Genomic DNA, 21,207 nt, shown 5'->3' with positions numbered 1-21,207 from the left:
TTTTGGGTTGTGTTTTCAGACGGCCTTTTGGGCGGCGTCGGCAATCAGCATCTGCGTGCCGAACCAGCCCCAGTAGATGCGGTGCTGTGCGATGAGGCCGTCTGAAAGACGCATCAGTTCGAGGATGTCGATTTGCTCGCCTGCGGGCGTTTGGCGCGGGTATTCCCACACCAGCGTGTCGCCCGCCGCGAGGTAGCGGCCTTCTTCGCGGTGCCAGCGCACGAGTTCGTTGGGGCGGCGGCGGGTGCCTTCTTCGAGGAAGGCGAGGATTTCGGCTTTGCCGCGCAGGATGCCGCTTGCGCGTTTCATGATGACGGGGACAAGCGGGCTTTCGAGTACGGCATCGTCGGCATATAGGGTGATGAGGCGGGCGGTGTCGCGCTGCTTGGCGTATTCGTGCCAGTCGCGGTAGATGCGTGCAAAGTCGTTCATATTTCTCCTTCTGCAAAACGGGGGCGGCAAGGCTGCCGCAAAGGGAAACGTGTGCGCCTGTTGTCCGTTTTCAGACGGCCTTGCGCAGGCGCAGGGCGTTGGCCATCACCAGCAGTGAGCTGCAGCTCATGCCGAGGGCGGCCAGCCAGGGGGTAACGAAGCCGGCGGCGGCAAGCGGGACGGCGGCCAGATTGTAGGCGGCCGCCCACCAGAGGTTTTGGCGGATGACGGCGGCGGTGCGCCTTGCCTGACGGACGGCGGCGGGAATGGCGGCGGGGTCGTCTTCCAGCAGGATGATGTCCGCGCCCGAGCGGGCGATGTCCGCTCCGCCGGCCACGGCAACGGATACGTCCGCCGCCGCCAGCGCGGGTGCGTCGTTGATGCCGTCGCCCGCCATCATGACGGTGCGCCCCTGCGCCTGCAAGGCTTGGATGTAGGCGGGCTTGTCTTCGGGCGAGGCTTCGGCGCGGAAGCTGTCTGTGCCCAGCTCTGCGGCCAGGGCGGCGACGGTGCTTTGGCGGTCGCCGCTGAGGATGTGGGGCGCGAGGCCGCCGCGTTTGAGCTCTGCGATCATTTGCGCCGTGCCTGACTTGGTTTCGTCGGACAGGACAAACAGGGCTTGGAAGCCGCTGCCGCTGCCGAGCGCGGCGATGGTGCCGCCGCCATTGTATTGCGCGGCCTGCGGCGGAATCTCTCCGGCGGTTTCGGCCACAAAGGCAGGCTTGCCGAGCCGCCATTCGCCGCTTTGCCCGCCGACGGTAAGGCTTGCGCCCACGCCGCCGCCGGTGCGGTTGCTGCGCGAATGCACCGTAATGCCGGAGCCGTCTGAAAAGCTGCCGGCGGCGGCAAAGGCGCGGGCGGCGGGGTGTTCGGACTGTTCTTCCAGCACTTGGGCGATGCGCAGGGCTTGATCTTCGTTCAGGCTGCCGGTGAGGATGGTTTGTTCGATTTTCAGACGGCCTGCGGTGAGCGTGCCGGTTTTGTCGAACACGGCATCGGTGGCGGCGGCCAGCGTTTCCAGCGCGCTGCCGCCCGCTACGAGTATGCCCCGCGCGGCCAAAGAGCCTGTGGCGGCGGCCAGCGCGGCAGGCGTGGCCAGCGACAGGGCGCAGGGGCAGGTAATCACGAGCAGGGACACGGTTACCCACAAGGCCTGATGGATGCCGGCATACCACCACCAGCCGAAGAATACGGGCAGGGAAAACACAATCATGGAGGACACGAAGCGCGAGGCGTAGCGGTCGGCGGCCAGCGCGGCGCGTGGCTTTTGCGACAGGGTTTTGTCGAGCAGGCGGGCGATGTGCGACAGGCGGGTGTCCGCGCCGGTGCGTTCGGCGCGGACAACCAGCGGGGCGGCGGTGTTGAGCGTGCCGGCCGTTACCGTGTCGCCCGCGCACTTGGGGACGGGCAGGCTCTCGCCCGTGAGCATGGCTTCGTCGCTTTCGCTTTCGCCTTCGAGCACGATGCCGTCGGCGGGGAAGGTTTCGCCCGCTTTCACCAGCAGCGTATCGCCCGCTTTGAGCCGCACCGCCGCCGCTTCTTCGCTCCGCGTGCTTTGCGGATAATCGGGCAGCAGGTGGCAGAAGGCGGGAACGAGTTTGACCAGCCTCTCGGCCGCGTCGCCCGCCTTGCGCCTCGCGCTCTGCTCCATAAACCGCCCCAGCGACAGCAAAAACACCAGCATCGCCAGCCCCTCGAAATACATCCCCTGCCCCGCATTGGAAACCAGCGCGTACACGCCCGTGCCGAAAGCCAGCCAGATGGACAGGGCGATGGGGGTGTCCATGCCCGCGCGGCGGTTTTTCCAGTCGCGCAGGCAGCCTTGGTAAAACGGCAGGGCGGCATAGCAGACCACGGGCAGCACCATCAGGAAGCCGCCCCAATGCAGGATGGTGAGAAACTGCGGCTCGATGTCGCTGTAAAGATAGGTGGGCAGGGCAAACATCATGGTCTGCATCATGCACATACCCGCCACCGCCAGCCGCACGATGGCTTTTTTGCGTGCCTTCTGCGCGGCTTCTTCGGCTTGGTGCGCGTCATACGGCAGGGCGGAATAACCGGTCTGCTTCACCGCCAGCAGGATGTCGGACAGCAGGATGCGGCTCTCGTCCCAGTGCACGCGGGCTTTGAGCGTGCTGTAATTGAGTTCCGCCGACAACACGCCGTTCAGCCGCTGCAGCCGCTGCTCGATCAGCCACACGCAGGCGGCGCAGGTAACGCCGTCGAGCATCAGCACCGCCTCGCGCCCGCCGCCGTCGGCCGCTGCGACAAAATCCTGCTGCACTTCGGGCAGATCGTAAAGTTTCAACTGCGCCAGCAGCTCGGGCGGCGGCAGCGCGGCCTGCTCCGCACGGGCGGTGCGCTGTTTGTAATAGCTGCCCAAACCCGCACCGATAATGCTCTGCGCCACCGCCTGACAGCCGGCGCAGCAGGTCGGATGTTCGCATTCTTCATATACCACGGGCAGATGCGTGCCGGGCGGCACGGCCAGGCCGCAATGGAAACAGGTCTCTTCGTTTTGCATGGCGGCGGATTGTACACGCTTCGGCACAGGCCGTCTGAAAAGGGCAAACGGCCAAAAGGCCGTCTGAAAATCCGTTTTCCGGTTTTTCAGACGGCCTACTGTTTTTATACCGCAGATGCCGCCAGCAGGGTATGCCGCCCTAGCGGCGCACGCGTTTTTTACGCCGTCATGGATTTGCCCCGACGGACTGCCTGAAAGCACAGAGGCCGTCTGAAAACCGGTTTTCAGACGGCCTCTGTGCCTGTGCGGGCGGTCAGTATTGCGCCGAATGCCAAAACGGCAGGCCGACGGTGGGTGTGGAGGCCTGCGCCTGCGCCCGTGCCTCCACGGGGTCGGCTTCGCGGGCGGCACGTCCCGCTTCCACGGCCTGCGCAAACGCGCGCGCCATTTTGACGGGGTCGCCCGCGCGGGACACGGCGGTGTTGAGCAGCACGCCGTCGTAGCCCCATTCCATCACCTGCGCCGCCTGCGAGGGCAGCCCCAAGCCCGCGTCGATAATCAGCGGCGTATCCGGCAGGCGTTCGCGCAGCACGCGCAGCGCGTAGCCGTGCACCACGCCCAAGCCGGTGCCGATGGGGGCGGCCCAGGGCATCAGGGCTTCGCAGCCCGCATCGAGCAGGCGGCGGCAGGCGATGAGGTCTTCGGTGCAGTAGGGCAGCACTTTGAAGCCGTCGGCAATCAGGATTCCGGCGGCTTCGACCAGTTGGAACACATCGGGCTGCAAGGTGTCGTCGTCGCCGATGAGTTCCAGTTTAATCCAATCGGTTTCAAACACTTCGCGCGCCATTTGCGCGGTGGTTACCGCTTCCTGCACGCTCTGGCAGCCTGCGGTGTTGGGCAGCACGGGGATGCCGGTCTGCTGCAAAAGCTCCCAAAAGCCCTGCCCGTGGGTTTCGCCCGCGCTTTGGGCGCGGCGCAGCGCCACGGTAATCATCGCCGGATGCGCCGCCTCCACCGACATTCTGAGGATGTCGGGGCTGGGATAGGCGGCCGTGCCCAAAAGCAGGCGGGAGGGGAAAGTGTGCCGGTACAGGGTGAGCATGGCGGGTTCCTTTTTTGGTGTGCGGACGGCCTAGCCGCCGACGACGGGGCGCACGATGTCGATTTTGTCGTTTTCGTGCAGGCGGGTCTGCGCGTAGGCGGATTTGGCGACAAACTCGGTGTTCACCGCCACGGCAAAGGGCTTTTGCGGCGCGGCTTGGGCGATCAGATCGGCCAGGGTTGCGCCGTGCAGTTCGGCGGGTTCGCCGTTGAGGATGATGTGCATCGGATGTTCTCCTGAAACAGGTGCGGGGCGGGCGGCGGGGCGGACAGAGTATGCGGCTCGGGCGGTATTCCGCAACACGGCTTGCTGTTTTTCAGACGGCCTCTGCGGCTCAAACAAGGCCGCGTGTGCCGCCGCACGACACACCCTGCTCGGATTTCGGTTTTCAGACGGCCTCTACCGCCCGAAAGGCCGTCTGAAAAGACGGGTTGGCGCGGGCTAATCCCATAAGGCCTGAAACGCTTTCACGACGGCTTCGGGGTTTTCGGCTTCGGTTACGGCGCGGACGGCCGCCAGCGACGATACGCCGGTCTGCAACACTTCCTCCGCATTGTCCAAACCGATGCCGCCGATGGCCACGACGGGCGTGTTTCCCGCCTGTTTCACATATTCGCGCAGCTTGTCCAAGCCCTGCGGCGCGGTGGGCATTTGCTTGGTGGTGGTCGGGAAAATCGCGCCGCTGGCAACGTAGCTGGGATGCACCGACAGGGCGCGGGCGAGTTCGTTTACCGAGTGCGTGCTCAAACCGAGGCGCAGCCCTGCGGCGGCGATGGCGGCCAGGTCGGCGGTGTCCATGTCTTCCTGCCCCAAATGTACGCCGTATGCGCCCGCCTCTATGGCTTCGCGCCAGTGGTCGTTGATGAAAAGCTGGGTTTTGCCGCCCGCGCAGGCGGCAACGCATTCGGCGATTTCGCGGCGCAGCGCGTCGCCCGAGAGCGTTTTGCAGCGGAGCTGGACGGTGTCCGCGCCTGCTTCGGCCATGCGTTTCACCCATTCGGCGGTGGGGACGACGGCGTAGAATTTGAGCGGGGCGCGCAGGGGGGGGAAGGTCATGTTGTTCCTTTGGCTTGTGTGGTTTTCAGACGGCCTGCCGCAATCGGAGGCCGTCTGAAAACTTCGGAATAAGGCTATTTCACCGCTTTGAGCAGCGTGTTGCCCTGCTTGTCTTTCAGCAGCAGGCTGCCTTTGTCGAACGCGTAGGCGGCGGTTTGTTCCAGCGCGGCGGCCAAAGCCTGTTCGCGCTTCATCAGGGCGGGTTCGCAGGCCATCAGGGTGGAGGCGGGCGCGGCGAATTTGAGGCCGGACGCGCCTGCTTCGTAGCTGCCGGACAGCTTGTTGCAGCCCGCGCTGCCGCCGAATGCGGAACGCGCCGCATCGAAAGAAAGGCGGGCGTTTGCATCGGCGGGCAGGGCTGCGCCGCCGATTTCGGCAATGCGCCATCCGCCTTCCAGAGACGGGGCGGCGGCATCTTGGGCGCGGCTCTGCCCCGCAGGCGTTTGGCCGGCTTGCGGGTTTTGGCCGGCGGTGCAGGCGGCAAGGGCGAGCAGGGCGGCGGTTTGCCAAACGGTTTTCATGGTGTTTGCTCCTTTATTTGTTTGTCGGACGGTTTTCAGACGGCCTGAAACGGGAAGCAGGCCGTCTGAAAGGTTTATACGCGAATATACGCCAATCCGCTCTCTTCGTCGGCATCGGGTACGCTGCCGCCGCCGGCCAGATGCTCTGCCAGGCGGACGGCGGCGGCGGTTACGGCGGGGGCAATCATGAAGCCGTGGCGGAACAGGCCGTTGATTTCGATCAGCCGCGCGGACGGGTCGTAGCGGATTTCGGGGTTGTGGTGGTTGAGCGCGGGGCGCAGGCCGGTGGCGGTTTCCAATACCTGTGCTTCGCCGAAGGCGGGGTGTACGGCATAGAGTGCCGACAGCAGTTCCAAGCCGCTGCGCACGCTCACGGGGGCTTGGCTTTCGCTTTCGATTTGGGTCGCGCCGATGACAAACAGGTGGTTTTCTTTCGGGGCGATGTAGAGCGGGTAGCGCGGGTGCAGCAGGCGCACGGGGCGGCGCAGCTCCACTTCGGGGGCATACACGCGCACGACTTCGCCGCGCACGCCGCGCAGGCGGCTGCCCTGATTTTCGGAGTTTGCCGACGGCCTTTTGTTCCAAGCGTCTTTTGCGCCGTAGCCCCGGCAGTCGATTACCCAGCCGTATTTCCCCGCGAGGTGTGCGGGATCGGCTTCGGTGTGCCACAGGGTTTGCACGCCGAGGGTGTCGAGCCGGCCGGCAAGGGCGTTCAACATCTGTCGGTTGTCGAGCTGGCCTTCGGCGGGCAGGTAGAGGCCGTCTGAAAAACGCCCCGCAAGCTGCGGTTCGTGTGCGGCGATGTCGGCGGCGTGCCAATGCACGCTTTGCGCGCCCGCGCGTTCGAGCCGCTGCCCGAACTGTACGGCCAGGGGCTTGTCCTGCGTGTGCCACACAATCAGGCTGCCGTTTTCCTGCATCATGACGGGGGTGTCCAGGCGGGACGCGATGCCGCGCCAAAGCGCGATGCTTTTTTCGCCGAGCAACACGGCTTCGGGCGTGGCATCGGCGGCTTCGGCGGCGGGCGCGAGCATGGCGGCGGCGACATAGGCGGCGGAATCCGCGCCGTCGCGCGCGCCTTTTTCAAACAGGGTAACGGCGCAGCCGCGTTCGGCAAGCTGCATGGCGGTGAGGCGGCCGGACAGCCCGCCGCCGACGATGGCGATGTTTTGCGTCATGATTGGCTTTCTTGGGGTGGGTTGGAGGGAATACGGCGGGCGTTGCAGGCGTTTTCAGACGGCCTGCGGCTGCCCGAAGCGCGGATTGCGAACCCGCTCCGCGTGATTGTTCGGCTTACTGCGTTTGGCGGCGGGTCAGCAGGCGTACGGCCACGGTCAGAGCCGCCACCGCCGCCATCACGGGCGCGGTCAGGCCGATGCCGCTTTCCCATTCTGCGGCCAGCAGGTAGCGGTACAGCACGAAGCCGGCCAGCCACACCGCCAGCCCCGCCCAGTCGAAATCGAGGCTGGTGTCGCGGCGTTTCATCACGAAAAAGTCGGTAATCAGCACCGCCGCCATCGGCGCGAACACCGACGCAATCAGCAGCAGAAAGCCTTCGTATTCGCTCATGGTGAGGAACACCGCCAAAGCCGTACCCAGCAGCGTAACGGCCACGGCCACGGGAATTTCGGCAAAGCCGCGCCAGATGTTGTTCGCGCTCACGCCGGCGGAATAGGTGTCGAGAAACGCGGTGGTAACGGTGGACACCACCACCACAAACACGCCCGCCGTTACCAGCCCCGCGCCGAGCAGAATCGCCGCCGCGTCGCTCTGGCCGGTAAACAGCGCGGCCGCCAGACCGAGCGCGTACATCCAGCAGCTTGTCAGCGTGTACGACACCGCCGAAGCGGCCGAAGCGGCCACAGGGCGTTGCGAATTGCGCGTGTAGTCCGCCGCCAGCGGCAGCCACGACAGCGGCATCGCCGCCGACAGTTCCACCGCCGTGCCGAAGCTCATTTCTCCGGCAGGCGCGGCGGCGGCGGCAGGCGTTGCGCCGAACACTTTCCAGCTCAGCCACAGCATCACCAGCAGCATCGCCGACACCACCGCCACTTTCAGACGGCCTGTTTCCCGCGCGCCCGACAGCAGCCACACCACAATCAGCGCACCAATCGCCAAAGCCCAAAGCAGATACGAATCCGCCTGCAACAGCTCCCGGCCCAAAGCCGCGCTGACCGTTGCGCCGTAGTACACCATTACCGCCGTCCAGCCGATAAGCTGCAAGACGTTGGCCGCCGAAAACAAGACCGAGCCGCGCCGCCCGAACGACAGGCGCACGCTCTCCATCGAGCTTTTGCCCGTAACCGCGCCGATATACGCCGCCGCGAAAAACAGCACGCCGCCGATCAGGTGGCCGAGAATCTGCGCCAGCATCCCGCGCTCCCAACCCAAAGGGGCGAACAGGGTGCCGGCGGCGATTTCGGTAACGGATACCGACGCGCCGAACCAGATCAGCGCGGCGGAAGAAGCGGAAAGGGGTTTGCCCGACATGAAAAAATCCTTTGCAGATTGCTTTGGGGAACGGGGCGGGAAAGACGGAAGGAAAACGGAGAAGTGCCGCAGAAGGTGTTTGACACTTGATCCCTACGCAGGCATGACCCCGACAGGTTCAACGGATTCCGCGTTTGCGGTCTCAGCCCTTTTGCAGGACACTCCGACAAGAATGCGGCGCAGTTTACACAAAGTAACGGCTTTTGGCAAAAACCGCCATTGCCGCAGGCTATAAGGCCGCACGCGGGCCGACGGCTTTTCAGACGGCCTGTCTCTTCCGCAGCCCGCCCCCGCACGCGGCACAGCGTTTGCCGGTTTTTTCTGCGGCGGCGGGCATCAAGGCGGGATGTGCCGCCCTGCCGCGTTTCACATATAATGCCGCCTCCCACAACATCAAAAGGCCGTCTGAAAACAAAAAACGGCAGCAGGAACACACTATGATCGGCATCATCATCGTTACCCACGAAACCCTCGGCAAAGCCTATGCGCAGCTGGCAGACCATTTTTTTTCCGAAATTCCCGAATGCGTGCGCATTCTCGGCGTGGAGCGTACGGAAGACCACGAAAGCATCATCCGCCGCACCTGCCAAATGATCGGCAGCCTCGGCGCACCGCACGGCGTGCTGGTGCTGACCGACATTTTCGGAGCAACGCCGTGCAACGCCGCCCGCAAACTCGTCGTGCCGCAGCAAGTGGCCATGCTCACCGGCCTGAACGCGCCGATGCTGATTAAAGCCGTGCAATACTGCGGCTCTGCCGACAATCTGGAGCAATTCACCGAGTCGGTGCGCCTTGCCGCCCTCAACGGCATCATCGCCATCACCCGCCCGCCCGAAGCAGAAAGCTGAAACCATGCAGAAACAAGACATCGAAATCATCAACAAACTCGGCCTGCACGCCCGCGCGTCCAGCAAATTCGTTCAGACGGCCTCCCCCTTCAAAAGCGAAGTATGGGTAACGCGCAACGGCCAGCGCGTCAACGGCAAAAGCATCATGGGGCTGATGATGCTCGCCGCCGCCAAAGGCAGCACCGTTACCCTCGAAACCGAAGGCGAAGACGAAGCCGCAGCCATGCAGGCACTCGCGGCACTCATCGGCAACCGTTTCGGCGAAGGAGAATAAAATGGGTATCGTGCTGCACGGAGTGGCCGCAGGCAAAGGCATCGCCATCGGCCGCGCCCACCTGGTCGTACGCGGACGCGAAGAAGTGCCGCAATACGCCTTATCAGACAACGAAGTGGCCGCCGAAACCGCCCGTTTCGACAGTGCCGTGAAAACCACCCGCCGCCAGCTCGAACAAATCCGCAGCGCGATCCCCGAAAACGCCCCCACCGAACTGGGCGCGTTCATCTCCCTGCACCTGATGCTGCTCTCCGACGTAACCCTGTCGCGCGAACCGGCCGACATCATCGCAGAGCAGCAGATTAACGCCGAATGGGCGTTGAAAATCCAAACCGACCGCCTCGGCGCACAGTTTGACGCAATGGAAGACGAATACCTGCGCCAGCGCAAACAAGACATGCTGCAAGTGGCCGAACGCATCCACAACAACCTCATCGGCACCGGCAACGAGCTCAACCTCGATGCCAACCTCCTGGACGACACCATCCTCATCGCCAACGACCTCTCCCCCGCCGACACCGTCCAATTCAAAGAACAGCGCGTAACCGCCTTCGTAACCGACGCGGGCGGCCCCACCAGCCACACCGCCATCCTCGGCCGCAGCCTCGACATCCCCTCCGTTATCGGCCTCTCCAACGCCCGCCGCCTCATCAGCGAACACGAATGGGTCATCGTCGACGGCATCAACGGCATCCTCATCATCAACCCCGACGATGTCGTAACCGCCGAATACCGCCGCCGCCTGCGCGCCTACAAAAGCAAACAGCGCGAACTGGGCAAACTCAAAAACACCGCCGCCACCACAGCCGACGGCATCCAAATCGAACTCTCCGCCAACATCGAAACAGCCGACGACATCAAAGCCCTGCACGCCCTCGGCGGCGACGGAGTCGGCCTGTTCCGCAGCGAATACCTCTACCTCAACCGCGACACCCTGCCCGACGAAGAAGAACAATACGCCGTCTACTCCGCCCTCGTCCGCAAACTCAAAGGCAAGCCCCTCACCATCCGCACCGTAGACCTCGGCGTAGACAAAAATCCCCGCTGGTTCGGCCAAAACGGCAGCCCCAACGGCAGCCTCAACCCCGCCCTCGGCCTCACCGGCATCCGCCTGTGCCTGGCCGAACCCGTCATGTTCCGCACCCAGATGCGCGCCATCCTCCGCGCCGCCGCCCACGGCCCCGTCAAAATCATGTGGCCGATGATTACCTCCGTAGACGAACTCAAACAATGCCGCGTCCACCTCGACACCGCCCGCCGCCAGCTTGCCGAACGCGACGAAACCGCCGGCACGGTGCAGACCGGCTGCATGATCGAAATCCCCTCCGCCGCCCTGACCGTATCCAGCCTGCTCAAACACACCGACTTCATCTCCATCGGCACCAACGACCTCATCCAATACACCCTCTCCGTCGACCGAGGCGACGATGCCGTCAGCTACCTCTACCAGCCGGCCCATCCCGCCGTCCTGCGCCTGCTCGCCCACATCCTGCGCACCGCCCACCGCATGAACAAACCCGTCTCCCTCTGCGGCGAAATGGCCGGCGACACCCTCTACACCCGCCTGCTGCTCGGCATGGGGCTGCGCAGCTTCTCCATGAACACCAACAACATCCTCGCCGTCAAAGACATCGTCATCCACAGCAGCATCGACCGCCTCGAACAAGACATCCTGCGCATCCTGCGTAACGAAGACCCCGACAAAGCCGACAAACTGCTCAAACAGCTTAACGGACAGGAAGAGGCCGTCTGAAAACACAGCCCGCCACACTTTCAGACGGCCTGCTCCGCAAAACACACCAGCGCGGCAGCAAAAGAGAGCCGCCTTCATGGAAAAAATCAGAGGCAGCCACGGACAAGCGGGGCAAAGCCAGTCTGACTGATTGCGGGCTTATCCGACACAATATTTTAATAAAAAATAATCTGGAAACATAAAAGAAATTCAATAATTTTATTTTTGATTTAGGTTAAAATAAAATGTTCTATAAATCCTACAAAAATCTTATTCATTCTATTAGAAATACCGAGTTTATTCTTTTTGGATTTGTTTTTGTTGTGTTTTTCTTCCATTCTATGGTATTTTATTTTCTTAGTAGGGAAAGAAATTTATTACTTAAAGAATGGGCAGTACCAGATAATATAGAATATGTAGTTGAAGAAGGCGGCCGTTATGTTACTGACAGATTGTCATTTAATTTTAACGGAATAAACTATTCGGCATCATGTGCATCGGAAGAGACGGAAAATGTGAGTATTAATGCCCCGTGTAATAAAAATTTCTATAACAAGACGTTAATTGGAAGAAATGTTAAAATTTTTGAGACTGCCACATATTCCAAACGGGATGTTAGAGGGATACTAATCAGCGGGGACTTTATAGAAAAAGACAAATATGTTATATATCGCTTTATTAAAAATGAAGATTTTTTTATCACCAGGTTAAAAAAAGATAAATTCAATGTTTATTTTGGTAAGGTTATTTTTATTATATTTTTGACTGCTGCTTTTATTTCTTTAATTTGTTTGCTTATTTCTGCCAAATATAATTTATTTCCCCATGATGAAGATTAACAAACCGCAGCCATGCATAACGTGGGCGTATGGCTCCGCACACACCCGCTCAAAAGCAACCCGAGAAACTTTTATCCCCGTTTTCATTTCATGCTATTTTCCCCGCTGCAAAGACACCGCACCGGCAAATTCGGCAGTATCAAAAAAGGCCGTCTGAAAACCCGCACACACGTTTTCAGACGGCCTTTGCCGCACCTGCCCATCATTACCGCCCTGCTGTACAATCCGCCGGCATCCGCAACAAACAAAGGAGAACCCGAATGACTTCCCTCCCCCACTCCGTTCCCGCCGCGCTTAAAGCACAAGTGCTCTCCACAGCCCTGCCCTACATCCGCCGCTTTGCCGGCAGCATCTTCGTCATCAAATACGGCGGCAACGCCATGACCGAGCAAAGCCTCAAAGAAGGCTTCGCCCGAGATGTCGTTCTGTTGAAAATGATCGGCATCCATCCCGTCGTCGTCCACGGAGGCGGGCCGCAGATTAACGAAATGCTGGAGAAAATCGGCAAAAAAGGCGAATTTGTCCAGGGAATGCGCGTAACCGATGCGGAAACCATGAGCATCGTCGAAATGGTACTCGGCGGCTCGGTCAATAAAGAAATCGTCTCCCTGCTGAACCGCTGCGGCGGCAACGCCGTCGGCATTACCGGCCGCGACAACCGCTTCATCCGCGCACGCAAGCTGCTGCTCGACATACCCGGGCAAAAAAGCGCGGACATCGGCCAAGTCGGCACCGTCTCCGCCATCGACACCTCACTCGTCCGCTACATCATCGGCCACGGCGGCATTCCCGTCATCGCCCCCATCGGCGAAGGGGACAACGGCGAAGCCTTCAACATCAATGCCGATCTGGTGGCCGGCAGATTGGCCGAGGAAATCGGTGCGGAAAAACTGCTGATGATGACCAACACCGGCGGAGTCATGGACAAAAACGGCAAGCTGCTGTCCAGTCTCAATACGCAACGCATTGCCGAACTGACTGCCGACGGCACACTCTCCGGCGGAATGCTGCCGAAAATCCAATCCGCGCTGGAAGCCGCAGCCAAAGGCGTGAAAGCCGTCCACATCATCGACGGCCGCACTCCCAACGCCCTGTTGCTGGAAACCCTGACCGACGAAGGCATCGGCACCATGATTTCCGCGTAAAGCCCGGGCAGTAAAACAGGCCGTCTGAAAACGGGAAATCCTATTTTCAGACGGCCTGTCGTATTTGGCTCAAAATATCGGCAACAAAACACAGGTGCTGCAAGCGAATGATTCGGCAGCCAAGCCGTACAAAGCGGCCTTTCATGCCAAGCGGCAAACCGTAAACGAAACTCCGTCTCCCGACGTTGCAATGGAACAAAATAAAAAATCTACGGCCGTGCCGTGTCATACCTCGCCATTCCATACGCCTATACTTTATGCAGCTTACCGCCTTGCATCTCTTCTATTTTGTGCCGATACAAAAAACCCTGCCGTAAACAGCAGGGTTGCAAAAAATATCCGAATCAGCGTTTGGAGAACTGTTTCGCGCGGCGTGCTTTGCGCAGACCGGGCTTTTTACGTTCCACTTCGCGCGCATCGCGGGTAACGAAACCGGCTTGGGACAACGCGGGTTTCAAGGCGGCATCGTAATCGATCAGAGCGCGGGTAATGCCGTGGCGGATAGCACCGGACTGGCCGGTTTCGCCGCCGCCGATAACGTTTACTTTAATGTCGAACGATTCGGCGTTTTCAGTCAGAACCAAAGGCTGGCGCACCACCATGCGGCTGGTTTCGCGGGCGAAAAACTCGTCGACGGGGCGGCCGTTTACGATGATTTGGCCGTTGCCTTTTTGCAGGAATACGCGGGCAACCGAACTTTTGCGGCGGCCTGTGCCGTAGTAATATTTACCGTTCATGTTGCGTCCTTATTTCAATTCCAAAACTTTGGGCTGTTGTGCCGCATGTGCGTGTTCCGCACCTGCATACACTTTGAGTTTTTTAATCATGGCGTAACCCAAAGGGCCTTTGGGCAGCATGCCTTTAACAGCTTTTTCCAATGCGCGGCCGGGGAATTTTTCCTGCATCTGGCGGAAAGTGCGCTCGTAGATGCCGCCGGGGAAACCGGAGTGGCGGTAGTATTTTTTGCCTTCGAATTTGTCGCCGGTTACACGCAGTTTGTCGGCATTGATGACAATGATGTAATCGCCGGTATCGACGTGGGGGGTGTATTCGGGCTTGTGCTTGCCGCGCAGGCGGCTGGCGACTTCGGCTGCTACCCTGCCCAAGACTTTGTCTTGCGCGTCGATAACAAACCATTCGCGCTTCACCTCATGCGGTTTGGCTGAAAAGGTTTTCATAGGGTTAATCCAATAGAGATATAGAAAGCTGCGGATTTTAGTGTGTCGCCGCCCTGCTGTCAATCGGCATAGTGTTCGGTGCGAAAGGAAAAGCACCGCTTTGTCGCGGTGCTTTTTTAAGGGATTCCCCGCAGGCGGCGTTTCGGCTCAATCCGCTTGAACCTTGTCAAACAAGGCGGCCGCCTCGGGCAGCTTCGGGTGCGGTTCCAAAGGAACGCTCGCTCCTGCTGCACTCCCGACGACCTTAAGCGAACTTATTGGTTCAAAGGAATGTATGCCTTGGCGCACGCCGCAGGGAAAAACTGTTCGGTTCCGGCATTTAGGCCACTTTTGCAAGGGCTTTGTCACACGCTTGAACCATGTCGCCTATTCTACGCTCAAAATCTCCGATTGCCAAACCGTCCTGTATGGATATTTTCAGAAGGTCGTGTATGGCATTGAGGGCGGCAACGATGAGGATTTTGTCGGTTTCGACGATGCGTCCGCCGTTTTGGACGGCTTCGGTTTTTTTGTTCAGCAGGGCAACGGCTTGCAGGAGTATTTCTTGCTCGCTTTCAGGGGTGCCGATGCTGAATGTGCGCCCCATGACGGAAACGGGGACTTGCCGGATGTCGTTCATTCGCTTGTTCCTTTTGTGTCGGCGGCGTGTTCGGACGGCTTCTGCTGCGGCAGTCGGGCGAGGACGCGGCGTATTTCTGCGGCAGACTGTTCGAGCAGGGCGCGGTAGGTGCGGTTTTCGGCTTCGAGTTTGTCGATTTTGTTTTGCAGGTTTTGTTTGAGTTTGTCTACTTGGACGAGCAGGGCTTCGCTCAGTTCGTCTACGGCGGCCTGGTGTTGGTCGTCGCGGCGTTTCTGTTCGGCTTTGAGGCGGACGTTTTCAAGCTGTTGTCTGCGGTTTTCGCCCAGCAGCGTGTCGAATTTCTGCGCCAGTTGGTAGACGCGGGCTTCAAGTTGTTCGAGGTTTTCGTTCATGATGGCTCCGTAGGCCGTCTGAAAACGGGTTTCTGCTTTGCAAAAGCGGGGTTTTCAGACGGCCTGTTGGGTTTATTCTGCTTTGGTGGCACGCAGCATCAGGCGTTCGGCAACGTGATGCGCGTCGAGTTCGCCGCGTATGAGTTCGACCAGGGTTTGGGTAATGGGCATTTCGGTGTGCAGCCGTCTGGCGGTGGCAAGGACTTCGCCGGCGGCGGGCACGCCTTCGGCAACATGGCCGAGTTCGCCCAACACTTCGTCCAACGGTTTGCCGGAGGCAAGGCCGAGGCCGACTTGCCGGTTGCGCGAGAGTGCGCCGGTGCAGGTCAGGATGAGGTCGCCCATACCGGCCAGCCCCATCATGGTTTTTTGTTCCGCACCGAGGGCGGCTGCCAGGCGGGTCATTTCGGCAAGGCCGCGTGTGATGAGGGCGGCGCGGGCATTGAGGCCGTAGCCGAGGCCGTCTGAAAGGCCGGTGGCGATGGCCATGACGTTTTTGACCGCGCCGCCGACGGCTACGCCTGTGGTGTCGGTGTTGGCATAAAGGCGCAGAACGGCGGTGTTGAGTTCGCGGGCGAGGCCGGATACCCAGCTTTCGTTTTTTGAGGCGAGCACGACGGCGCAGGGCAGGCCGCGTGCGAGTTCTTGTGCGAAGCTGGGGCCGGAAAGCAGGCCGGTTTGGTTGTTTTCGGGCAGGATTTCGTGCAGTACCTGATGGGGCAGCAGGCCGCCGGGGCGTTCGAAGCCTTTGCAGGCGGCGAGGACGGGCAGGTGTCCGCATCCTGTCTGTTTGATTTGCTCCGCCGCGCCGCGCAGTCCGGCAACGGGGGTGGCAACTATGATGAGGCTGCTGCCGTGCAGGGCTTGGGCGGGATCGGCGCAGACGGTAAGTGCGTCGGGAAACGGAAAACCGGGGAAGTAGTGTTTGTTTTCGCGTTCGGCCTGCATGGCGGCGGCTTGTTTTGGGCTGCGCGCCAACAGGGAAACGCGGTTGCCGTGCAGGGCGAAGTGGATGGCCAGCGCACTGCCCCACGCGCCTGCGCCGATAACGGTGATATTCATGGCTGTTTATCCCTTGCGAAACGGCTGTTGCAAACGGGCGGCATTATGGCATTTCGGGCGGGTTTTCTCAAACGGGGACGCAGAGGCCGTCTGAAAACGGGTTTTCAGACGGCCTCTGCGGCGGTTTCGCCGTGTTTATTCGACCGTTACCGATTTGGCCAGGTTGCGGGGTTTGTCGACATCGGTGCCGCGTGCCAATGCGGCATGGTAGGCCAGAAGCTGCACGGGAATGGTGTGAACCACGGGGGAAAGTACGCCCGCATGGCGCGGGGTGCGGATAACGTGCACGCCTTCGGCTTCGTTGAAACGGCTGTCGAGATCGGTAAACACAAAGAGTTCGCCGCCGCGCGCGCCGACTTCCTGCATGTTGGCTTTGACTTTGTCCAAAAGCACGTCGTTGGGCGCGATGACCACTACGGGCATATTTTCGTCAACCAGCGCCAAGGGGCCGTGTTTGAGTTCGCCCGCCGGATAGGCTTCGGCGTGGATGTAGGTGATTTCTTTGAGCTTGAGTGCGCCTTCGAGGGCAATCGGATAGTGGATGCCGCGCCCTAAGAAGAGTGCGCTGTTTTTCTTGGCGAATTTCTGTGCCCAAGCGGCAATCTGCGGTTCGAGGTTGAGGGCGTGCTGGATGCTGCCGGGCAGTTGGCGCAGTTCTTCGAGATAGGCATGTGCTTTTTCGGTGCTGACCAGATTGCGCATTTTGCCCAGCGTTACCGCCAGTCCGAACAATACGACAAGCTGTGTGGTAAAGGCTTTGGTGGATGCTACGCCGATTTCCGCTCCGGCGCGGGTGTACAGCACCAGCGAGCTTTCGCGCGGCAGGGCGGATTCCATCACGTTGCAGATGGAAAGGCTGTGTTTGTGCCCTTGTGATTGGGCGTATTTCAGGGCTTCCATCGTGTCGAGGGTTTCGCCCGACTGGGAAATGGTGATAATCAGTTGGGCGGGGTCGGCGATTACGTCGCGGTAGCGGTATTCGCTGGCGATTTCGACGTCGGCGGGCATTTTGGCGATGCTCTCGAGCCAGTATTTGGCCGTGAGGGCGGAATAATACGATGTGCCGCAGGCCAGTATTTTGATGCTGCGGATGTTTTCAAACACGCTGCGGGCATTTGTGCCGAAGTTTTCCGGCTCGAAGCCGCCGTCGAGAAAGACTTCGGCGGTGTCGGCGATGGCGCGGGGCTGTTCGTGGATTTCTTTCTGCATAAAGTGGCTGTAGGGGCCGAGTTCCAGCGAAGCCAGCGACAGTTCGGACACTTTCACTTTGCGTTCGGCCGCTTTGCCGGTTTTGTCGATGAGTTTTTCAATGCCGCCGGCACGGAGCAGGGCGATGTCGCCGTCTTCGAGATAGGCGATGTTGCGGGTAAAGGCAATCACGGCCGATACGTCGGATGCGGTAAAGGTTTCGTTGTCGCCGAAAGCCACCAGCAGCGGGCAGCCCATGCGTGCCACGGCCATCTGGCCGGGGTTGTCCTGGGCGATGACGGCAATCGCGTATGCGCCGTGGAAATTGCGCGTGGCGGCGCGGACGGCTTCAAACAGGTCGCCGCCGTTGCGGGTGTATTCGTGTTTGACGCTGTGGGCGATGACTTCGGTGTCGGTTTGCGATTCGAATTCGTAGCCCAAGCCCTGAAGGTGTTCGCGTTCGGCTTCGAAGTTTTCGATGATGCCGTTGTGCACCACGGCAATCAGGCCGCCCGAAATATGGGGGTGGGCGTTGGGTTCGGTTACGCCGCCGTGGGTGGCCCAGCGGGTGTGGCCGATGCCGATGTGGCTGAACAGCCCTTTTTCTTTGGCTGCGTCTTCCATAAGCTGTACGCGGCCGACACGGCGCACGCGCTTGATTTTGCCGTCAACCTGCACGGCGATGCCCGACGAGTCGTAGCCCCTGTATTCCAAACGTTTCAAACCGTCGGTTAAAAAATCGACAACATTGTGTCCGGCGCGGATGGCGCCAACGATACCGCACATATAAGTTCCTTAGTATCAAATGGTTGAAATAATCCGCCCGCCTGACTTTCAGACGCTGCGGGATGAAATGGGTTTTGACGGTGTGCCTGCTTCCGCAAAACTGCGTTTTCAGACGGCCTGCTTACCCGCTGAGGCCGTCTGAAAACGCAGTTTCCGCGCAGCCGCAAGCCCCTTATTTTTTGTTTTCTTTTTCCGGCCTGATCCAGCCTTCGACAACGGTTTGGCGGGCGCGTGCCAAGACGAGTTTGCCTTCGGGGCAGTCTTTGGTGATCGCGCTGCCCGCGCCGGTGGTGGCGCGGCTGCCGATTTTTACGGGGGCGACGAGTACGCTGTTCGAGCCGATGCGCACTTCGTCGCCGATAACGGTGCGGTGTTTGCTGACTCCGTCGTAGTTGGCGACGATGGTGCCCGCGCCGATGTTGGTGCGGCTGCCGACGGCGGCATCGCCGATGTAGGCGAGGTGGTTGGCTTTGCTGCCTTGTCCGACGGAGGAATTTTTGACTTCGACGAAATTGCCGATGTGTACGCCGTCGGCAAGGCAGGTGTCGGGACGCAGGCGGGCGTAGGGGCCGATGCGGGCATCTGCGCCGATTTCGCAGTTTTCGAGGTGGGAGAAGGCGGCAATTTTGCTGCCCGCGCCGATTTTGGCGTTTTTAATGACGCAGTTGGGGCCGATTTCCACGCCGTCGGCCAGTTCGACTTCGCCTTCGAGCAGCACGTTGGCATCAATCACGACATCTTGGCCGTGTTTCAGACGGCCTCTCAAATCAAAACGGGCGGGGTCGCGCAGGGTCAGGCCTGCTTGAAGCAGCTCTTGTGCCTGCCCTGCTTGGAAAATGCGTTCGAGTTCGGCAAGCTGGACTTTGTTGTTCACGCCCGCCGCAAGGTGCGGGGCGCGTACCTGCACGGGGGTAACGGCCACGCCGTCGGCAACGGCCAGCGCGATGAGGTCGGTCAGATAGTATTCGCCCTGCGCGTTGTCGGCGGACAGGCGGCCGAGCCAGTCTGCCAACTTGGCGCAAGGCAGGACGAGGATGCCGGTGTTGGTTTCTTTAACGGCTTTCTGCCTTGCGTCGGCATCTTTTTCTTCGACAATGGCCACGACTTTGCCCGCTTCGTCGCGGATGATGCGGCCGTAGCCTGCGGGCTTGTCCAATACGTCAGTCAGGAGGCCTACGCCGCTGCCGGCGGCATCGAGCAGGGTTTGCAGGGTGGCGGTGTCGGTGAGCGGCACGTCGCCGTAAAGCACCAGGATGCGCCCGTCTTGCGGCAGATGCGGCAGCGCGGTCTTGACGGCGTGGCCGGTGCCGAGCTGTTCGGCCTGCTCCACCCATACGACATCGCGTTTTACCGTGTCCAAAACCTGCTCTTTGCCGTGGCCGACCACGACGCAGATTTGTGCGGGATGGAGCGCGGCGGCGGTGTCGATAACGCGTGCCAGCATGGGCTGGCCGCCGATTTCGTGCAGCACTTTGGGCATTTTGGAATACATGCGCGTGCCTTTGCCGGCAGCGAGGATGACGATGGAAAGATGGGGATTCATGGCGGATGCTTTCGTTCGGAGGATGGGAAATGGGCCAGAGGCCGTCTGAAAACGGTTTCTTCATGCTTGAAACGGTGTTTTCAGACGGCCTCTGCGCCGCTGCGGGCTTATTGCGGCGTGATTTTCTGCCAGTGCGTGCCGCGTACTTCCTCTTCGTTGGATTTTGTGCCGCCTTCGGGCACGACGGCGTGCTGTTCGGGACGGTATTGGTTGTTGCGCATATTGCGGGAATAGGTGCCGTCCTGATAGGAAATGGCGGTGCCGTTGGGGTATTTCTGGCGCAGCGATGTGCGGCCGTCGGCGTTTTTGTAGGTTTCCCACGAGCAGGCGGAAAGGGCGGCAAGAGCGATGAGGGGGAGCAGGTAACGCATGGTTTTTCCTTTTTGAAAAACGGTATTTTAGCCGATTGGCGCGGGGAAAGACAGCGGCGGGCGGCGCAAAAGGAAGAGGCCGTCTGAAAAAGCCGTTTGGCGGTTTTCAGACGGCCTGTATGCCGCCGGCTGCGGACTATTGCGCGGACGGAGGGGCGGCAGAGGCTGCCTCTTCGGTAACCGGCGAGGTTGGCGCGGATACGGCAGAAGGTGCGGATGGCGGTGCGGCCGGCGGCGGGTTTGCCGCAACGGAGCCGGCAGGGGCGGACGATACGGAAGCAGGCGCGGGGGTGGGAAACGGTACGGGCGGCGCGGAAGGCAGCGGCGGCAGATACTGCTCGGGATTGACTGCCTTGCCGCCGATGCGTACTTCAAAATGCAGTTTCACGCGCTCGGCATCGCTGCTGCCCATCACGGCGACGGTTTCGCCCGCGCGGACGGTTTGGCCTTTTTTCACCAAAATGCGTTCGTTGTGGGCATAGGCTGTAATCACACCGTTGCCGTGGGTAATCAGCACCAGATTGCCGTAGCCGCGCACGCCGTTGCCGACATAGGCCACCCACCCCGCCCCGGCTGCGCGGACGGGATCACCCGCCTGTCCGGCAAAATCAATGCCCTTGTTCCCACCGCCGAAACGGGCGATGACGGGGTTGGGCGAAGGCGGCGAAAAATGCAGTTTGTTGGTGGGCGCAACCGTACCGCCTTGTTTGGCGGCGGATTCGGCGGCGGGTTTGCGCGCTTCGACGGCATTTGCGCTCCTGCCCACGCGCAAACGCTGGCCGACGGCGATTTTCGACGGGTCGCTCAAATTGTTCCATTTCGCCAGCGTGGCGGGGCTTTGGCCGAAACGGGCGGCAATGCGGTTGAGCGTATCGCCGCGCTGCACGCGGTAATAGCCGCCGGACGGGGCAGACGAAGCGCACGCAGCCAGCACGAGGGCGGCGGCGCAGGAGGCAAACGGGAAAAAGGGAAAACGTGTATTCATGTTTTTAAGGATAACAGAAGCCGCCGCCGCCGACAAAACGCCGCCCCGCCCCCTGCCGCGCCTTTTTCAGACGGCCTCCAAGCCCTGCGCCGCACGCCGCCGCCGCTTCCTTTTACTTTTTTTTACCGCTCCGCACGACACGTTCCTCGTTGAAATTATCCCGCTCCGTCTGTATCTTGCGCCGTCCGCCCGTTTGTAAACCATCAAGACAAGGATACC

At 60.8% G+C, this 21,207-nt stretch carries 24 protein-coding genes, 1 other RNA gene and 1 riboswitch; of the genes, 7 read left to right on the top strand and 18 right to left on the bottom strand.

What is annotated here, in order from left to right; all coding sequences use genetic code 11:
* Positions 1-15 precede the first annotated feature (15 nt).
* The 8 genes from DYE40_RS05275 to cytX form a co-directional block, all read right to left on the bottom strand.
* On the bottom strand, positions 16-432 hold the full coding sequence (locus DYE40_RS05275) for a nuclear transport factor 2 family protein (protein ID WP_115308046.1): 417 nt from the start codon (positions 430-432) through the stop codon (positions 16-18).
* Positions 433-502: 70 nt separating this feature from the next.
* Complete coding sequence (locus DYE40_RS05270) at positions 503-2,956, bottom strand: heavy metal translocating P-type ATPase (RefSeq protein ID WP_115308299.1); 2,454 nt, start codon at positions 2,954-2,956, stop codon at positions 503-505.
* A gap of 253 nt (positions 2,957-3,209) precedes the next feature.
* Complete coding sequence (locus tag DYE40_RS05265) at positions 3,210-3,998, bottom strand: thiazole synthase (protein ID WP_115308045.1); 789 nt, start codon at positions 3,996-3,998, stop codon at positions 3,210-3,212.
* Between the two features lie 30 nt (positions 3,999-4,028).
* Entirely contained in the window at positions 4,029-4,223 is a 195-nt protein-coding gene (gene thiS / locus DYE40_RS05260; RefSeq protein WP_115308044.1) for a sulfur carrier protein ThiS, read from the bottom strand.
* Positions 4,224-4,439: 216 nt separating this feature from the next.
* Positions 4,440-5,054, bottom strand: coding sequence for a thiamine phosphate synthase (gene thiE, locus DYE40_RS05255; RefSeq protein WP_115308043.1), 615 nt, complete (start codon positions 5,052-5,054; stop codon positions 4,440-4,442).
* Positions 5,055-5,128: 74 nt separating this feature from the next.
* Complete coding sequence (locus tag DYE40_RS05250) at positions 5,129-5,575, bottom strand: META domain-containing protein (protein ID WP_115308042.1); 447 nt, start codon at positions 5,573-5,575, stop codon at positions 5,129-5,131.
* 74 nt (positions 5,576-5,649) lie between these two features.
* Positions 5,650-6,753 (bottom strand): FAD-dependent oxidoreductase, encoded by a 1,104-nt coding sequence (locus tag DYE40_RS05245; RefSeq protein ID WP_115308041.1) that lies wholly within the window; start codon positions 6,751-6,753, stop codon positions 5,650-5,652.
* A gap of 115 nt (positions 6,754-6,868) precedes the next feature.
* Complete coding sequence (cytX, locus tag DYE40_RS05240) at positions 6,869-8,065, bottom strand: putative hydroxymethylpyrimidine transporter CytX (RefSeq protein WP_115308040.1); 1,197 nt, start codon at positions 8,063-8,065, stop codon at positions 6,869-6,871.
* A gap of 73 nt (positions 8,066-8,138) precedes the next feature.
* Positions 8,139-8,241, bottom strand: a riboswitch (TPP riboswitch).
* Between the two features lie 261 nt (positions 8,242-8,502).
* On the opposite strand from cytX, the gene DYE40_RS13355 reads away from it, so the two are divergent.
* The 6 genes from DYE40_RS13355 (at position 8,503) to argB (ending at position 12,903) form a co-directional block, all read left to right on the top strand.
* Entirely contained in the window at positions 8,503-8,913 is a 411-nt protein-coding gene (locus DYE40_RS13355; RefSeq protein WP_115308298.1) for a PTS sugar transporter subunit IIA, read from the top strand.
* A gap of 4 nt (positions 8,914-8,917) precedes the next feature.
* Positions 8,918-9,187, top strand: coding sequence for an HPr family phosphocarrier protein (locus DYE40_RS05230; protein WP_115308039.1), 270 nt, complete (start codon positions 8,918-8,920; stop codon positions 9,185-9,187).
* Position 9,188: 1 nt separating this feature from the next.
* Complete coding sequence (gene ptsP, locus DYE40_RS05225; RefSeq protein WP_115308038.1) at positions 9,189-10,940, top strand: phosphoenolpyruvate--protein phosphotransferase; 1,752 nt, start codon at positions 9,189-9,191, stop codon at positions 10,938-10,940.
* A gap of 224 nt (positions 10,941-11,164) precedes the next feature.
* Positions 11,165-11,758 (top strand): hypothetical protein, encoded by a 594-nt coding sequence (locus tag DYE40_RS05220; RefSeq protein ID WP_115308037.1) that lies wholly within the window; start codon positions 11,165-11,167, stop codon positions 11,756-11,758.
* A 12-nt stretch (positions 11,759-11,770) separates the two neighbouring features.
* Entirely contained in the window at positions 11,771-12,022 is a 252-nt protein-coding gene (locus tag DYE40_RS05215; protein WP_115308036.1) for a hypothetical protein, read from the top strand.
* Positions 12,019-12,903, top strand: a complete 885-nt coding sequence (gene argB / locus DYE40_RS05210; protein WP_115308035.1) for an acetylglutamate kinase — start codon at positions 12,019-12,021, stop codon at positions 12,901-12,903. Before DYE40_RS05215 ends, argB begins: the two co-directional genes overlap by 4 nt.
* A gap of 344 nt (positions 12,904-13,247) precedes the next feature.
* On the opposite strand, the gene rpsI is transcribed toward argB, so the two are convergent.
* The 10 genes from rpsI to DYE40_RS05160 all read right to left on the bottom strand — a co-directional run bounded on the left by rpsI (position 13,248) and on the right by DYE40_RS05160 (position 20,988).
* Positions 13,248-13,640, bottom strand: coding sequence for a 30S ribosomal protein S9 (gene rpsI / locus DYE40_RS05205; protein WP_115308034.1), 393 nt, complete (start codon positions 13,638-13,640; stop codon positions 13,248-13,250).
* Positions 13,641-13,649: 9 nt separating this feature from the next.
* Positions 13,650-14,081, bottom strand: coding sequence for a 50S ribosomal protein L13 (gene rplM / locus DYE40_RS05200; RefSeq protein ID WP_049260784.1), 432 nt, complete (start codon positions 14,079-14,081; stop codon positions 13,650-13,652).
* 121 nt (positions 14,082-14,202) lie between these two features.
* Positions 14,203-14,382: non-coding RNA, 6S RNA (gene ssrS / locus DYE40_RS05195), on the bottom strand.
* A gap of 18 nt (positions 14,383-14,400) precedes the next feature.
* The gene (locus DYE40_RS05190) at positions 14,401-14,700 is read right to left on the bottom strand and encodes a cell division protein ZapA (protein WP_115308033.1); all 300 of its coding nucleotides are present in this window, start codon (positions 14,698-14,700) and stop codon (positions 14,401-14,403) included.
* Positions 14,697-15,053 (bottom strand): hypothetical protein, encoded by a 357-nt coding sequence (locus DYE40_RS05185; RefSeq protein ID WP_115308032.1) that lies wholly within the window; start codon positions 15,051-15,053, stop codon positions 14,697-14,699. The genes DYE40_RS05190 and DYE40_RS05185 overlap by 4 nt, the downstream gene beginning before the upstream one ends.
* Before the next feature lie 72 nt (positions 15,054-15,125).
* A complete protein-coding gene (locus DYE40_RS05180; RefSeq protein WP_115308031.1) occupies positions 15,126-16,115 on the bottom strand; it encodes an NAD(P)H-dependent glycerol-3-phosphate dehydrogenase in 990 nt (329 codons plus the stop codon).
* A 135-nt stretch (positions 16,116-16,250) separates the two neighbouring features.
* Positions 16,251-18,089 carry a glutamine--fructose-6-phosphate transaminase (isomerizing) gene (gene glmS, locus DYE40_RS05175; protein ID WP_115308030.1) on the bottom strand — a complete coding sequence of 613 codons (1,839 nt, stop codon included), beginning with the start codon at positions 18,087-18,089 and terminating at the stop codon, positions 16,251-16,253.
* A gap of 172 nt (positions 18,090-18,261) precedes the next feature.
* Positions 18,262-19,632, bottom strand: a complete 1,371-nt coding sequence (gene glmU, locus DYE40_RS05170) for a bifunctional UDP-N-acetylglucosamine diphosphorylase/glucosamine-1-phosphate N-acetyltransferase GlmU (RefSeq protein WP_115308029.1) — start codon at positions 19,630-19,632, stop codon at positions 18,262-18,264.
* 107 nt (positions 19,633-19,739) lie between these two features.
* Positions 19,740-20,003: a spore cortex protein gene (locus DYE40_RS05165; RefSeq protein ID WP_115308028.1), complete on the bottom strand. Its 264-nt coding sequence runs from the start codon at positions 20,001-20,003 to the stop codon at positions 19,740-19,742.
* A 136-nt stretch (positions 20,004-20,139) separates the two neighbouring features.
* Positions 20,140-20,988 carry a murein hydrolase activator EnvC family protein gene (locus tag DYE40_RS05160; RefSeq protein ID WP_172461218.1) on the bottom strand — a complete coding sequence of 283 codons (849 nt, stop codon included), beginning with the start codon at positions 20,986-20,988 and terminating at the stop codon, positions 20,140-20,142.
* On the opposite strand from DYE40_RS05160, the gene DYE40_RS12560 reads away from it, so the two are divergent.
* Positions 20,987-21,187: a hypothetical protein gene (locus tag DYE40_RS12560; protein WP_172461217.1), complete on the top strand. Its 201-nt coding sequence runs from the start codon at positions 20,987-20,989 to the stop codon at positions 21,185-21,187. The two genes, DYE40_RS05160 and DYE40_RS12560, sit on opposite strands and share 2 nt — an antisense overlap.
* Positions 21,188-21,207 lie beyond the last annotated feature (20 nt).

It is taken from the genome of Kingella potus (genome assembly GCF_900451175.1).
GTDB lineage: Bacteria > Pseudomonadota > Gammaproteobacteria > Burkholderiales > Neisseriaceae > Neisseria > Neisseria potus.
The sequence above is the reverse complement of the archived record's forward strand: the minus strand, read 5'-3'. Positions and strand labels throughout refer to the sequence as shown.